The 13,533-nt window shown below is 55.3% G+C and carries 16 protein-coding genes; 3 read left to right on the top strand and 13 right to left on the bottom strand.

Annotation, left to right across the window (positions count from 1 at the left end; genetic code table 11):
- Window positions 1-3: 3 nt before the first annotated feature.
- On the bottom strand, window positions 4-846 hold the full coding sequence (rplB, locus tag CLV87_RS20885; protein ID WP_099248286.1) for a 50S ribosomal protein L2: 843 nt from the start codon (window positions 844-846) through the stop codon (window positions 4-6).
- A gap of 261 nt (window positions 847-1,107) precedes the next feature.
- A complete protein-coding gene (locus CLV87_RS20890) occupies window positions 1,108-1,533 on the bottom strand; it encodes a hypothetical protein (protein ID WP_099248284.1) in 426 nt (141 codons plus the stop codon).
- A gap of 129 nt (window positions 1,534-1,662) precedes the next feature.
- On the opposite strand from CLV87_RS20890, the gene CLV87_RS20895 reads away from it, so the two are divergent.
- The gene (locus CLV87_RS20895; protein WP_099248282.1) at window positions 1,663-2,178 is read left to right on the top strand and encodes a ribosomal protein L7/L12; all 516 of its coding nucleotides are present in this window, start codon (window positions 1,663-1,665) and stop codon (window positions 2,176-2,178) included.
- 130 nt (window positions 2,179-2,308) lie between these two features.
- Here CLV87_RS20895 and CLV87_RS20900 read toward each other — a convergent pair whose 3' ends face one another.
- From CLV87_RS20900 to dctP, 4 genes are all read right to left on the bottom strand, one after another.
- Window positions 2,309-2,704 (bottom strand): SCO4402 family protein, encoded by a 396-nt coding sequence (locus CLV87_RS20900; RefSeq protein ID WP_133840864.1) that lies wholly within the window; start codon window positions 2,702-2,704, stop codon window positions 2,309-2,311.
- Between the two features lie 265 nt (window positions 2,705-2,969).
- Window positions 2,970-3,416 carry a hypothetical protein gene (locus CLV87_RS20905; protein WP_133840865.1) on the bottom strand — a complete coding sequence of 149 codons (447 nt, stop codon included), beginning with the start codon at window positions 3,414-3,416 and terminating at the stop codon, window positions 2,970-2,972.
- Window positions 3,417-3,468: 52 nt separating this feature from the next.
- Window positions 3,469-3,843, bottom strand: a complete 375-nt coding sequence (locus CLV87_RS20910) for a hypothetical protein (protein ID WP_133840866.1) — start codon at window positions 3,841-3,843, stop codon at window positions 3,469-3,471.
- A 24-nt stretch (window positions 3,844-3,867) separates the two neighbouring features.
- Window positions 3,868-5,928, bottom strand: a complete 2,061-nt coding sequence (dctP, locus tag CLV87_RS20915) for a TRAP transporter substrate-binding protein DctP (RefSeq protein WP_099248276.1) — start codon at window positions 5,926-5,928, stop codon at window positions 3,868-3,870.
- 250 nt (window positions 5,929-6,178) lie between these two features.
- Between dctP and CLV87_RS20920 the strand changes: the two genes are divergently transcribed.
- The gene (locus CLV87_RS20920; protein WP_099248274.1) at window positions 6,179-6,949 is read left to right on the top strand and encodes a hypothetical protein; all 771 of its coding nucleotides are present in this window, start codon (window positions 6,179-6,181) and stop codon (window positions 6,947-6,949) included.
- 25 nt (window positions 6,950-6,974) lie between these two features.
- Here CLV87_RS20920 and dmeF read toward each other — a convergent pair whose 3' ends face one another.
- The 7 genes from dmeF to rpsJ form a co-directional block, all read right to left on the bottom strand.
- Window positions 6,975-7,934: a CDF family Co(II)/Ni(II) efflux transporter DmeF gene (gene dmeF, locus CLV87_RS20925; protein ID WP_099248272.1), complete on the bottom strand. Its 960-nt coding sequence runs from the start codon at window positions 7,932-7,934 to the stop codon at window positions 6,975-6,977.
- A 36-nt stretch (window positions 7,935-7,970) separates the two neighbouring features.
- Window positions 7,971-8,243, bottom strand: coding sequence for a metal/formaldehyde-sensitive transcriptional repressor (locus tag CLV87_RS20930; protein ID WP_099248270.1), 273 nt, complete (start codon window positions 8,241-8,243; stop codon window positions 7,971-7,973).
- Between the two features lie 425 nt (window positions 8,244-8,668).
- Window positions 8,669-9,352: an aquaporin gene (locus CLV87_RS20935; protein ID WP_099248268.1), complete on the bottom strand. Its 684-nt coding sequence runs from the start codon at window positions 9,350-9,352 to the stop codon at window positions 8,669-8,671.
- 192 nt (window positions 9,353-9,544) lie between these two features.
- Window positions 9,545-9,841 (bottom strand): 50S ribosomal protein L23, encoded by a 297-nt coding sequence (locus CLV87_RS20940; RefSeq protein WP_099248266.1) that lies wholly within the window; start codon window positions 9,839-9,841, stop codon window positions 9,545-9,547.
- Window positions 9,838-10,455 carry a 50S ribosomal protein L4 gene (gene rplD / locus CLV87_RS20945; protein WP_099248264.1) on the bottom strand — a complete coding sequence of 206 codons (618 nt, stop codon included), beginning with the start codon at window positions 10,453-10,455 and terminating at the stop codon, window positions 9,838-9,840. The genes CLV87_RS20940 and rplD overlap by 4 nt, the downstream gene beginning before the upstream one ends.
- Window positions 10,452-11,171, bottom strand: a complete 720-nt coding sequence (gene rplC / locus CLV87_RS20950) for a 50S ribosomal protein L3 (RefSeq protein ID WP_235872009.1) — start codon at window positions 11,169-11,171, stop codon at window positions 10,452-10,454. The genes rplD and rplC overlap by 4 nt, the downstream gene beginning before the upstream one ends.
- A gap of 9 nt (window positions 11,172-11,180) precedes the next feature.
- On the bottom strand, window positions 11,181-11,486 hold the full coding sequence (gene rpsJ, locus CLV87_RS20955) for a 30S ribosomal protein S10 (RefSeq protein WP_058247699.1): 306 nt from the start codon (window positions 11,484-11,486) through the stop codon (window positions 11,181-11,183).
- Between the two features lie 338 nt (window positions 11,487-11,824).
- Here rpsJ and CLV87_RS20960 point away from each other — a divergent pair, with 338 nt between their 5' ends.
- Window positions 11,825-13,084: a toll/interleukin-1 receptor domain-containing protein gene (locus CLV87_RS20960; RefSeq protein ID WP_166652817.1), complete on the top strand. Its 1,260-nt coding sequence runs from the start codon at window positions 11,825-11,827 to the stop codon at window positions 13,082-13,084.
- The last annotated feature ends 449 nt before the right edge of the window (window positions 13,085-13,533 follow it).

Consider the following 13,533-nt stretch of genomic DNA (forward strand, 5'->3'; position numbering starts at 1 on the left):
TAATTAGCGTCCCTTCTTCTTGGCGTGGCGCGAGCGGATGATCAGCTTTTGCGACGCTTTGTTTGTGTTGCGGGTACGCTTACCCTTGGTTGGCTTACCCCAAGGTGTCACAGGGTGACGACCACCAGAGGTCCGGCCTTCACCACCACCATGTGGGTGGTCGATCGGGTTCATAACAACACCACGAACCGATGGGCGGATGCCCTTATGGCGCATACGACCGGCTTTACCAAAGTTCTGGTTGGAGTTGTCAGGGTTGGACACGGCACCAACGGTGGCCATGCATTCCTGACGAACCAGGCGCAGTTCACCTGAGCTCAGGCGGATCTGGGCGTAGCCACCGTCACGGCCAACAAACTGGGCATAGGTGCCCGCGGCGCGTGCGATCTGACCACCTTTGCCAGGCTTCAGCTCGATGTTGTGAACGATAGTACCGATGGGCATGCCCGAGAAAGGCATTGCGTTACCGGGCTTGATGTCAGCCTTGGCGCTGGACACAACGCGGTCACCGATGGCGAGACGCTGAGGGGCCAGGATATAGGCTTGTTCACCGTCATCATACTGGATGAGAGCGATGAAAGCAGTCCGGTTCGGGTCATATTCGATGCGGGCCACGGTGGCCGAAACGTCGAATTTGTTCCGCTTGAAATCTACGATACGGTAAAGGCGTTTTGCCCCACCACCGCGGCGACGAGAAGTGATACGTCCGGTGTTGTTACGACCGCCCGACTTTGTCAGACCCTCGGTGAGGGCTTTGACAGGGCGACCTTTCCACAGCTCCGAACGGTCAATCAGCACCAGCCCGCGCTGGCCCGGCGTCGTCGGCTTGTACGACTTGAGTGCCATGCTTAGTGACTTTCCGTTAAGACGACAGGGTTGCCCCTGCCTATGTTTTTGAGACTTGCGCCTCAGGAGTTTAGGCCCCCGTAGGTGCCCGGTGAAAACATCAAACAACCCCGGAAACGAATCCCGGGGCCGCGCGATTGGGCTGCTTTAACAGCGGTGGGCCGGGGCGTCTAGGCTTTTTCGCGATTTCCAAAGAAACAAGGCCAATCAGTGTCACCTTCCAATGAAATCCTTAACAAGCCCAAGCAACGTGAATAGCACTTACCTTTTCTTCCGCTCGACAGAAACCACCGCATCGCCAAGAGCGTCTACCACGAATTTCTCCAGTTCCTTATGAGACCGTCCAACATAAGAGGGCCCTATCGACAAAAAATACTTCGGTAGAGAACGAATGACTAAAATCGGTACACCTTGTCGTGTTATGAACTCAACATAGATAGGGAGGCTGCGCCCATTGGGAACCTTCCAACGCACGCAGTTTTCAGCGTCATCCCGGTTGGCGCAGCTCGCCTCACTGTTACTCACCAACACCTCATCAAGTACCTGTAGTGAAGATGGGCCAAACTCTTTCAGTTCGATAGCTGTTGTTACACGATCACCACCTGCTGCAATCGCCCTGATCCACACCACGGCTGGCAAAAGGGCAATCACCAGAAGAGACAGAGTCACAAGCCAAAACAGTTTCATGCAACGCTCCGATACCCGTTTTACAACCCACGAACTCGATCAGAGAACATAGGTTCTGTATTTGATTTTGAAACCCATTGTTTGACGACTATCATCTGCCAACATTTTTTGCATTTTTAGGAACGGTTTATGATCACACTCGACATGGCCCGCGCGATTGCCAGGCACCACGTACAGTCTATGGGCGCGAACCTCACCCTGCTGGCCAAACCAATCTCGTGGGGCGATTATGGCTGGGTCTTTTCCTACCAAAGCAAAGCGTTTCTTAAGACAGGTCACCCAAGCGATGCCTTGGCAGGGAATGCGCCGCTCCTGATTGATCGCGAACAAGGTCACGTTATCACCTTGGGCACGGCTGAGGCGCTTGACGTCTACCTTGAAAACTATGTGCGCTTTGGCGACCCGCATGCAGTGCCCGGCCCGTCCTTAGAATTATCTGGCTGGCAAGCCGGTGCAGACAAGGTCGCTGCAACCAAGGCACTGAAAGCCCACACTCAACTCGGCCTGAAAGACGCAAAAGCCACAATTGATATGTGTCTGGCTGGGCAAAAACCTGTTGTAAGCTGTGCCGCTCCAGAAACCGCCGAAATACTTGTGGGCAAACTGGTGGATCTCGGGTTTTCGGCAAGGCAACTGGCGCAATAGCTCACCCAGATACCCCCTTGTCAGACAAGACCACCCAACGCGCGCAACGCGTTCAAAAATCCTTTGGCGACGCAACAGCGATCCTAATGATTGTACCTATGCTCAACAAAGCACTTTAGGCGCGCCTCACTCATTCCCCATCTCCGCACCTGTCCAACCCCCGCCCTCTGCAAACCTCCAAAGCCTCGCGCGCCAGCCTTGTCACATGCGGCCATTCGGGCAGTTGCGTGAATTGCTGGTCGTTACAGGTCGTCCCATGCCGATCAATCAGCACATCAAGCACCTGCACAAGCTTGCTCAGATGCTCCGCTTCGCTTTGATCAAACAGAAAAACACCGATACAGGCAGAGGGGTCTTCGCCGAGATCCGTATCGTCGAAAAAGAAGTGTACAGCATAGTCGAACATGCTCTTGGCACCATGCGACCCGCCAAGCCAATGCCGCCTTTGATACTCAAGATCCGCCAACTCCTCCAGATAAGTGATAAGCTCGGACCGCATGCTCGGATAATGTATCGGCAGTTCCAAAGGCGCATCCGGGATTAAAAAACTTTACCAGTCGGCGAAAACGGCATCGGCATAAAGTCATCCTTTACGATATCGGCGACGGCCAAGGCTTTGAGCCGTTCAAACTGCGCCTCAAGGTTTTCGTCTGCCGTAGCGTCATGTTGGATTAGGGTCAGGACCCCTTAATTCACAACGCTCAGTTCACCAGATTTTGTTCCAGACCAGGCATATGCCCGCAGGAATAGTGGTTCTATTTCAAGGGTATATAACGCAGGCTGGGGCAAAATCAGGTGAACCCGCAGGGCATGGAGAAATACACGCTCTCAGCGGTTCGACTTTCTTGCCAAGGCAACCAGCCTTGTCTGCGAAATTCAAACCTCTGATAACACGTATTTTTCCATGCTGAGCATTGTGAATTAATGGGTCCTGACCCTAAATTGACGCAATACGCGCAGTATTCCACCAGATATTCCGAAACATCCCGCCGCTTGCGACCGCCCCAATCCAATTCGCTTTCTCTGGCAAGTCGGAACAGGGTCACGGCGTCTTGCGTCTGCCCCAGCCGCCAATGCGCAGCGGCGCGTTGGGTCAGGATGACCTGCTTCGGCCCGTTCTCTGCGTTTAGGCGTGCAAGCCTTTTCAATCTCACCTCGTCCGACATGCCACCAAACCCACCATGATAGGCCCATGACCAGCGCAGCAGAAAAGGCAGTAATCTGATCTTTCTCAGCAAGCTGTGGCTCCGTGTTCTCATTCGTTATTCATAGGAACCGCAGCGAAAGGCGTCATTTCCCTTGCTCCTTCAAGCTGGCCAAGAGCTCGGCCTTAAGCTGTGGAGACAGCATACTGGGCCTGGCGATCTGGTCTATCACCCCCTCCAGGCCAGTGATTGCGACAGTACCGGACTCCAACGCTCGAGCGCCTTGGTCCAAAATTAGCTCACGCATGTAAGGATGTAGGCTGTCCTTCCTCAGAAGCTCCTGGGCCTTTTTCTCACCGGCAGCGTCGATATATGCCGAAATGACGGCGGTGATGATGCCGTCAAAAAGCGGATGACCAACGAAAAACCGCTGCTCATCCGGGGCGAATTTGCAGATGTGAAAATAGGTAAGGAGGCTTTCCAGCTCGTCCACAGTCGCATCAGAAATCTCTACTCTCAAATCAAGCTCCTCAAACAACCCGCGTCATGGCGCGATTTCATAATAGAGTTTGTCCGGCCCAACCTGCTTTAGCGCCAGGCCACGTGCCGTGGCAGTCTCCCGGGTCGCCAAAAGCTTGGCCAGGTCATCGGCAACCGGCTGCACGTCAAAGGCATGGGTGTGGTTGCGACAGCGCGCCCCGGTCAACTTCCAAAAGATGCAAACGTCGCGATCCAAGGCGCTGACATCCACCGTTTCCACCCCCGCAACCATCAGCCTGTGCCGACCGCCAAGCCCAATGGCGGGGTTTCTGTTAACCCCATACGAGGCCAGCAAGGCCACATCGTTGGAATTGGCATAGACCGACCAGAGCGGACTGACCCCCGCCCCCTGCTGCAAGGTTTTCTTGAAAACGGCATGGCGCACATCGGGCGCGACCAGGGCCACATTGCCAATCGTCATTTGCGGCGGCTTGGCCAGAAACCGCAGCGCATCTATGGCAACAAGCCCCCCCATGGAATGAGCCAGGATCGAAATATCCTGCGCCTTGCCGGCCTCAGCGCGCAGTTTCAAACTCGCCAGAAACGGTTCTAGGTAAAAACTGTTGAATTCGACGCCGTCCCGGTCATGAACATAGGCTGACAATTGCCCCATGCTGGGCCAGCTCCACAGCAGGACATCACCGTCAATCGCCAGATCTTCGGTCACTGCCACGGCCCAGTTCACCGCATCTTCGAAACTGTTGTTGAAACCATGGATCAGGATTGTAAGCCGTTGACCGGGGTCTTGCTGGTCAAAAATCTGCTTGGCACAATCAGCTGGGCCCGCGCTAACTCCGCTTGGGCCAATCTCAACAGCGCCGGTATAAGGGTCACCAAAACGGCGGTTCGCGTCCCGGGCATAGATCAGTTTGAAACAATGCAGCGGCGAGTCTGCATCCATCTTGTAGCCGAACCGCAAGCGCAGATCGCTGTCGAACTCGTCATTGCGCGATGTCGCCACAAAGATTTCCGGCGCGCGCCCATCCCCTTGGCGCGAATCCGGGGCCGGGCCCGGCGCCGGTTGCGGCACAGGAGTGTCAATATCTCCGATTAGGTCGCGTATCTCGTCAGGGCTCAGCCCATAGGCTTGCGCGATCTCCTGGGCGAGCGAATAATCCTCAGGCACAGCCGCCGAAAGGCTGGCCACACGCACCCCGTTTTCCTCCGCCTCGCGCAGGGTTGCGTTATAGGTCCCGATCAACGTTTCACGCGCCACCAATGACGCATTTTGCGCGGCGCTTTCCAGGGTTTTCAACTGCCGCGCCGTCAGGGCCTCTACCCCCGGTTTCCCGATCACAAAGAACCCGGTGCGCGCCTTTGCATCCAGAAACAGGGCCCCATTGGGTGAGGCCTCGTAAAACCTGCTGAGCGCCCCATTGGGAACGCTCAGATCTTCGGCAGCATCAATCGCACCGGCTTGCAGGCTTTGATACACTTCAGATAACGGCAGCGACTGTGGCACCGCCCCCAATTGTTCGAAAATCTCCGCCGAAGAGGTCCCGACAGTGCGCAGCTTCAGGCCCTGCAAATCTGCGACATTCGTTTCGGCATTGGATGCAAAAACACTGCTTGGGGATGACGGCCAGTTTGCCAGCCCATAAAGCCCCAATTCCCCCAACAGCGCGGTGGCCCCAACCTCCAACGGTCGGCGCTGATCGGTCGCGTCAGAGTTGGGCGGCACACCAAAATAGGACCGTTCATAGGCGGACAGCATATCTACCACCGCCCCCTGCTCCTCATTGCGGGCCACAAAGGTCAGCAGATCCGTGCTCAGCAAGGCGACCGCCTCGGATTTGAACATCTCTGACACAACGTCACGCGCGCCCCCCAACTCGGCATAAGACCTGACATCCAACTTGATACCCGCTTCGGCCAAGCGGTCGTCAATCAATAGGGCATCAACGAATTGGGCCGTCGGTGGGTCCATGCGATCCGGTATCGCAAAGAGCAGGTCAGCAGCAAAAGATGGCGTGCCAGCACAAAAAACCGCTGCGACAACAGCCGCGCGCAAACCGGGTTTTGGGGTGAGGTGATCCTGAGTTTTGAAAAAGCACGTGAAAGACAATGGGGATGCTCCTAATCTGAATGAGCGATAGGCAAATCAATGCCCGATGGTAACATCAATTTCCCGTTTTACAAAAACGCATCACCAAGAAAATAACTCAAGGTTGTCGCTCCCGTCCTGACATGCTCCGTTCGACGCTGGTGACAAACACACGTCTTCCCCTGACGCAATCGCCCTCACCTCTGTTCCTTGTTTCGCGTGCAATGGCCCGTTAGGCTCGTCCTATTGGGGTGCTGGGGATGATCGGGACATGGACGAAAAACAGATCGCGTCTTTGGTGGATGAGGAAATCGCAAAACGCCATCTGGCGGGTCAGCTCGAGCCAGCAGAAAACCCCCGTTGGCGTTTCCTGAGACACCCTTTGATGCTGACGATCGTTGGCTTTCTGCTCACCGTGGGCATCGGCGGGTTCTATGACAGCGTGCTGGAAAACCGAAAACAAGCAGCGGCAGAGCGGCTGGTTGCTATGGATGCGGTGCACGGGCTTGTTCAGGCCGCCGCCGAGCGCCGGGTGCGCGGCTCTCTGGTTGTCTCCGGCATTCGGCGCGGTTTACCCTCTGATCGGTTGCACGAAAGAAAATCGGCCTATGACGTGGCCTATATTGATTGGAATACCAATCTGATCCCGCGGTTAAGCGCGCTCAGGCATTACTTGGATTCCGATCAACAAAACGATTTCGAGATCCAGATGAACCTGAACTTTTTCCCTTGGATGGGCGCAGCCGATAATTGCCTGACCCGCGCCTATGACGTGGTGCAGTCCCAGGCCGATGACCGATCCGCCCTCGCACAAGAGATCTTGGCCAATTGCAGCGGCCCGGGCGATATCCCAGACATCAAGGCCAGCTATTCCTTTTCCGAAATTTCCCGAGCGCTGCATGGTTGCGAAATTGCGGTTGTCGAGACCCTCGCAGTGACCGTCAGGCGCGGCATTCAAGCCTCGGACGCCACTTGGCCGCAGGTTCAAGAAAAAGCCGTCGCCATGTTCCAGCATTACTGCCGCCCCGATTGGGAAGGGTAAGCGATCTGGCCCTAAGGTCCCGGCCCTAACGCGCCCGCGCCGCCTCGTTCACCTCAACGGTAATATGCGACAGGTGGCCGATCTTTTTCAGGCTCTCTTTGTAATGCGCTGGCGGTTGCGGGTTGGGCGAGGCAAGGGACAGGATCACCGAATAATGTCCCGGCCCAACTTGCCAGATATGCAGGTCGGTGACGGTGTCTCGGCCCTGCTCCACCGCGGCCTTGATCTGCGCGGCCAGATCATCGCCGCCGGGGGTGCGATCCAGCAACACCCCGCCCGTGTCACGGATCAACCCCCAGGACCAGCGCGAGATCACAATCGCCCCGACGATGCCCATCATCGGATCGGCCCAGAACCAGCCATAGGCCCGCCCCAGCAACAGCGCGGCAATCGCCAGCAAGGATGTCAGCGCATCCGCCAGCACATGCAGATAGGCGGCGCGCAGGTTGTTATCCTGACCATGATGGTGGTGATCGTGCCCATGGCTGTGCCCGTGGCCATGATGCCCGTGCCCATGGTGATGATGATGATCGTCCCGCAGCAACCAGGCGCAGACCAGATTGACGACCAACCCAATCACCGCAACCATAATCGCCTGCTCAAAGCTGATAGGCACCGGATCCACCAGCCGCATCAGGCTTTCCCAACCGATCAGCAAGGCGATCAGCACCAGCACCACAGCGCTGGCAAACCCGGCCAGGTCGCCGACCTTACCGGTGCCAAAGCTAAAGCTGGGGTTATTGGCGTTCTTGCGGGCAAAACGATAGGCCAGCACTGCGATCAACATCGCACCCGCATGGGTCGACATATGCCAGCCATCCGCGACCAAGGCCATCGAGCCAAACCAATGCCCCGCCGTGATCTCGATAACCATCATAGCGGCCGTCAAGGCGATCACCAGCCAAACGCGGCGCTCATTGCGATCCTGATCCTGCCCGAGAAAGGCGTGGTCATGCGTGAAGGCGGCTGTGTCAGTTTCTGGCATGGCGGTCCCTTTCCTGCGGCTTCTAAGACGCGCGGATCATTTCAGGTAGGTTTTCAAAATCTGGATCATGTCCTCGGCCCCTTGCTCGCGGGCCGTCTCATCCGAGGCCTCAACAACATGCGAGCGCAGATGTTCCTCTAAAACCTCATTGGTCAGCCCGGTCATCGCGCCCCGGATAGAGGCGATCTGGCGCAGCACTTCGGTGCAATCTGCGCCCTTCTCCAGCGCCCGCTCCACCCCTTCGACCTGTCCTTTGATGCGGCGCAGACGGGCAATCAGTTTGGAATTGTCGCGGGTGAGGTGGGACATGATGCGGCTCCGAATATAGCATAGGGGGGTATATTATTTTAAGCAAAAAAGCAAGGTTGCGCTTTGAGGTGGCCCCACACCCCTGGACTGCTTTTTTGAGCCAGCTCACAGAAATGTGAGCGGTGAAATTCCTGATTTTTGGGCCACGTTGAAAGCGCAGACCCAATCCCCCCAAAAGACCGGTAGAATCAGACAGATTGCCCTCTGCCCTCGCCAAAGCCCCGGTTCAGCGCCCCGAAATCGGCCAGGGCAATCTCCCCCAAACGCGGGGCGTTTTGCACAGAATCGTGCCTAACAAGGGGTTAATCACCCGGCTTTAACGCAGCGAACGCTGGGTTTTATCGGATTTCGCCTTGATCTGCCCAATTAGAAAACCCCCGACACATGGCCGAGGGTTGCTCTGTTTCAGATTGTTGCGCAGCTGGTCAGGCGTCGCTGTCCAGCACCCCAGAGCGGAACAAAAGCCCCGCCGCCACAGCCCCCAGGATCGGTGCCAGAATGAACAGCCAAAGCTGCCCCAAAGCCTGCACCCCCGCGAACAAAGCCGGCCCAAAAGAGCGCGCCGGATTGACCGAAACCCCGGTGATATTGATGCCGACCAGATGGATGCCCACCAGGGTCAAACCAATGGCCAGACCCGCAAATTGGGCCGGCACCCCGGCCCCGGTAGCCCCCAAAATAACCACCATAAACAGGAAGGTAGCCACCAGTTCGAACAGGAAGGCCGCGATCATGCCATACTCCCCCAGATAACCCGCGCCCCAGCCATTTTGACCCAGCCCGTTCTCAGCGACGCTGTAATCGGCCTTGCCCATGGCGATCATCATCAGGATGAACGCAGCAGCGACAGCTCCGGCCACCTGCGCGATGATATAGGTCACCGCCTCGGGCATGCTAATGCGCCCCGCCGCCACCGCGCCCAGCGACACAGCCGGGTTGATATGACAGCCCGAAACCGGCCCGATCCCATAGGCCATCCCGATCAAAGCCAGCCCAAAAGCCAGACTGATCCCGGTCAGCCCAATGTCCGGCCCGGCAATCACAGCCGACCCGCACCCAATCAGAACTAGCGTAAATGTTCCAATAAACTCAGCGACTTGTTTCTTCATCGCACCCTCACCTCGTAAGCTACATGCGCCAAACATCTGACAGTTTGTCGCAGCGGGTAAGGGGAATTCGGGCGCGGCAAACTCAGGTCACAACACCCGCACCCGCGCACAAAGAAAAACCCCCTGGCAAAAACCAGGGGGTTCTTCAAATTCATGCCGTAGGGTGGGGTTAAACCCCACCTTACCCATCCTTTACAGACCAGTGGTCACGTCGATGGTGTTGCCCTCTTCGAGGGTCACATAGGCTTTCTTGACGTCCTTGCGACGGCCGGTCACGCCTTTGAAACGCTTGACCTTACCTTTGGTGATGGTGGTGTTAACCGCCTTCACCTTCACACCAAACAGAGCCTCAACGGCCTCTTTGATCTGTGGCTTGTTGCTGTCGATGGCAACTTCGAAAACCACTGCGCCGTTTTCGGACGCCATGGTGGATTTCTCGGTTACGACCGGCTTGCGGACGATGTCGTAATGTTCTGCTTTCGCGCTCATTTCAGGCGAGCCTCCAGTGCTTCGACACCTGCTTTGGTGATCACCAGAGTGTCACGCTTGAGGATGTCATAAACGTTGGCACCGATGGTTGGCAGGATGTCCAGACCTTCGATGTTACGAGCTGCTTTGGCGAAGTCTTCGTTGACCGAAGCCCCGTCGATGATCAGCGCGCGCTTCCAACCCAGAGCCTTGACCTGATTGGCCAGGGTCTTGGTCTTGCCGTCGGTGGCCGCATCCTCAAGAACAACCAGCGAGCCAGTTGCAGCCTTGGCGGACAGAGCCATTTTCAGACCCAGAGCGCGGACTTTTTTCTGCAAGGAGTGACCGTGCGAACGCGGGGTCGGACCCTTGTAGATACCACCCTTGCGGAAGATAGGCGCCTTGCGGGACCCGTGACGTGCGCCACCGGTGCCTTTTTGGCGATAGATCTTCTTGGTCGAGTAGCTGACCTCGGAACGGGTCTTGACCTTGTGGGTACCGGCTTGGGCGTTGTTACGCTGCCAGCGGACCACACGGTGCAGGATGTCGGCACGTGGCTCGAGGCCAAACAGTGCTTCGTCCAGCTCGACAGAACCGGCGGCTGCGCCGTCAAGTTTGATTACGTCGAGTTTCATGCGTCACCTCCTTCGGCAGCAGCTTCTTCTGCCGGAGCGTCTGTGGAGCGGATAGCCGCAGGTGTCGGCACGTCAGAAGGCACAGGCTTTTTGACCGCGTCCTTCAGAGTGACCCAGCCACCCTTGGAACCCGGAACAGCGCCTTTGATCATGATGATGCCGCGATCCGCGTCAGTCTTCACAACCTGCAGGTTCTGAGTGGTAACACGGGCAGCACCCATGTGACCGGCCATTTTCTTGCCTTTGAAAACCTTGCCCGGGTTCTGACACTGACCGGTCGAACCGTGGGAGCGGTGGCTGATGGACACACCGTGTGTCGCACGCAGACCGCCAAAGTTCCAACGCTTCATACCACCGGCGAAACCTTTACCGATCGAGATGCCGGATACGTCAACGTACTGGCCCTCGTTGTAATGTTCGGCGGTGATTTCCGCGCCCACTTCGATCAGCATCTCAGGAGCAACACGGAATTCCGCAACCTTACGCTTGGGTTCCACATTTGCTTTGGCAAAGTGGCCACGCATGGCTTTGGAAACGTTTTTGGCTTTGGCTGTGCCAGCACCCAGCTGAACAGCGGTGTAACCGTGCTCTTCTTCGGTGCGTTGTGCCACGACCTGCAGGTTTTCCAGCTGCAGAACGGTCACCGGGATCTGCTTGCCGTCCTCTTGGAACAGACGAGTCATCCCGACTTTCTTTGCGATAATACCAGAGCGCATGATACCCCCTTAGACTTTGATCTCGACGTCAACGCCAGCGGCGAGGTCGAGCTTCATCAGGGCATCAACAGTCTGAGGAGTCGGGTCGACGATGTCGAGCATACGCTTATGCGTACGGATCTCGAACTGGTCGCGCGACTTCTTGTTCACGTGTGGGCCACGCAGAACTGTGAATTTTTCGATTTTGTTAGGCAGCGGGATGGGACCGCGGACCTGAGCACCGGTGCGCTTGGCAGTGTTAACGATTTCCTGTGTGGAAGCATCGAGAACGCGATAGTCAAACGCCTTCAGCCGGATACGGATGTTCTGGTTCATTGAACATACCTTTATTGGCATTGGAGTTGAGAGGAGGATGGGCGACCACCGCACACCCTCATCGAACCCAAACGGCGGGAATCACCCCGCCGCAAGTCTCATCGAGACATTACGCGCGTATACAAGCGGGATGAAGATCAGGCAAGCCCCTCTCTGCAGAGTGCACCAAGTTTACCAAGACTCGTTGGCAAGTCTGATGGCTTATCATCCGCAAGCCCGACACTGATGAAACACGAGCCCATTTCAGACTAAGTTCACGTGCACCGTTAACTTTTACTTGCTTATAAAGAGAAATGACTACTTCATATTGGAAATTGTATCCAAACTCAAAAGTTTCCATGTCCGACAGCACCAAAGATTTCCGCATTTTCATTAGTCACAAACATCAGGATACGCACCTGGCAAAGAAGCTTCATGAAATCCTTCATGACAAGTGGTTGGGCGGAAACGGAAAGGTCTTTCTATCTAGTCTACCAGGGAGCGGCAAACAGGGAAAGAACCTGAACACGGAACTTACAGAAGAGCTACGGCGCACAGATTTATTCATCCTTTTGTTCACAGATGCAGATGAGGACTGGTCAAACTGCATGTGGGAGCTTGGTGTGGCAACTGGGTCTCAAACCAAAGCAACCAGGGTCGTGACTCTTTACTGTGGAAACAAGCAACCGCTTGTCAGGATTTCTGATCTTACCGTGAGTGTTCGAGACGACAAAGAAGTTGCTGACTTTGCCGCGAATTTCCATGGCAAGGATGGATGGCTTATCAAGGACGAAGGTACTCGAGAAAGTGAAAGCGCTTTGCTGTCGTATTTGGGCTTGCAGTCGGAAGATGAAGTCAACAATCGCGCCATGTTTTTGCACGAAGAGCTTTCCAAATTCATAAATGATTCTTCACCAGAATGGATCGAAAGACTTGAATACTTGAAGTTTTCTCTGGAACGCTCACATGTCGAAAGCGTTATCGAACTTCGTGAAAAGGCGCAAAAACTCTCATTTGTTAACCAAGATCACATCGATTTCAAGAAACTGGAAGATGAAGACAAACAAAAACATCAGGCCCTGCGCCAAGAGTATGATAGCCTACGCACCAAAGCGACCATGCTCTTGCAGTCGGAATTGGTTTTGTCTCCAGATGGCCCGCTCACACAAGGTGCTCTAAACCGATTTGGTTACACCGTCGCGCCTAAAAAAGCGACCCTTAAGGATCTATTTCGAAACTGGGAAGACGATTACAGATCAAACCATAACGGCCACCTAGATGAGGATGTCATTCAGTGGCAAGCTGAATTGCTGAGTGATCTTTCCCGCGCGACCGAAGGGAGAAGTTCACGACCGTCTCGTTTTGCTATGCCAGCCACCTCTTCGAACAACAGCGAAGAGGTCTTACCGGTCGTCGTGCGCACGAGGAGCAAAGTGGATGGCTCAGTAGTCTATTTCGTATACTTCTTCCGTGCCCCTGAAGATTACTCGGCCAACGCTGTTTATAATGATTTTCTAGAAGAGACTCTAGCAGATCTAACTGATGACCTGACAAAATGTCGAGAAGAGCTCAACAATGCAAATCTCGAAATTGCTCGTTTGACAAACGAAACTCAATAAAACCGTGCTTCTCCAAATGCTCCGACAGCCATCGACAAGAGCTCTGTCTGAGCTTGGTCAGACACTTGAACACATTCTTCGAAGACCCTCTGCATCTGAAACCCCGAAATTTGATTAAGAGGCAAACGTGTTACCATGAATACCGCCCTGTCCAAAAGGTAGAGATCGTCGCTATTTCGACCCCGTCGGAGCAATTCTGCAGCAACTGCGTCACTTGATGCTGTTTGGTCACCCCATTCACTACAATTAGTGCCCATCTGCCCTATCACCCCATCTTTTAGTAGAAGCTACGAAACCTAGCAGGTTTCATCAAGTTTTTTTTCCCCAACAATTTCTAAGGCCTCCCGCAAATAGGGAGCGCGCCTTCAGCCCCATAGCGGTGGTTTGTTCACTGGGGTGTGAGGATTTCTGCCGGATTGCGGGAAATTCTGTAACAAACCTCTTGTTCA

Origin of the sequence: Pelagimonas phthalicica (assembly GCF_004364805.1) — a bacterium.
Classification (GTDB): domain Bacteria; phylum Pseudomonadota; class Alphaproteobacteria; order Rhodobacterales; family Rhodobacteraceae; genus Pelagimonas; species Pelagimonas phthalicica.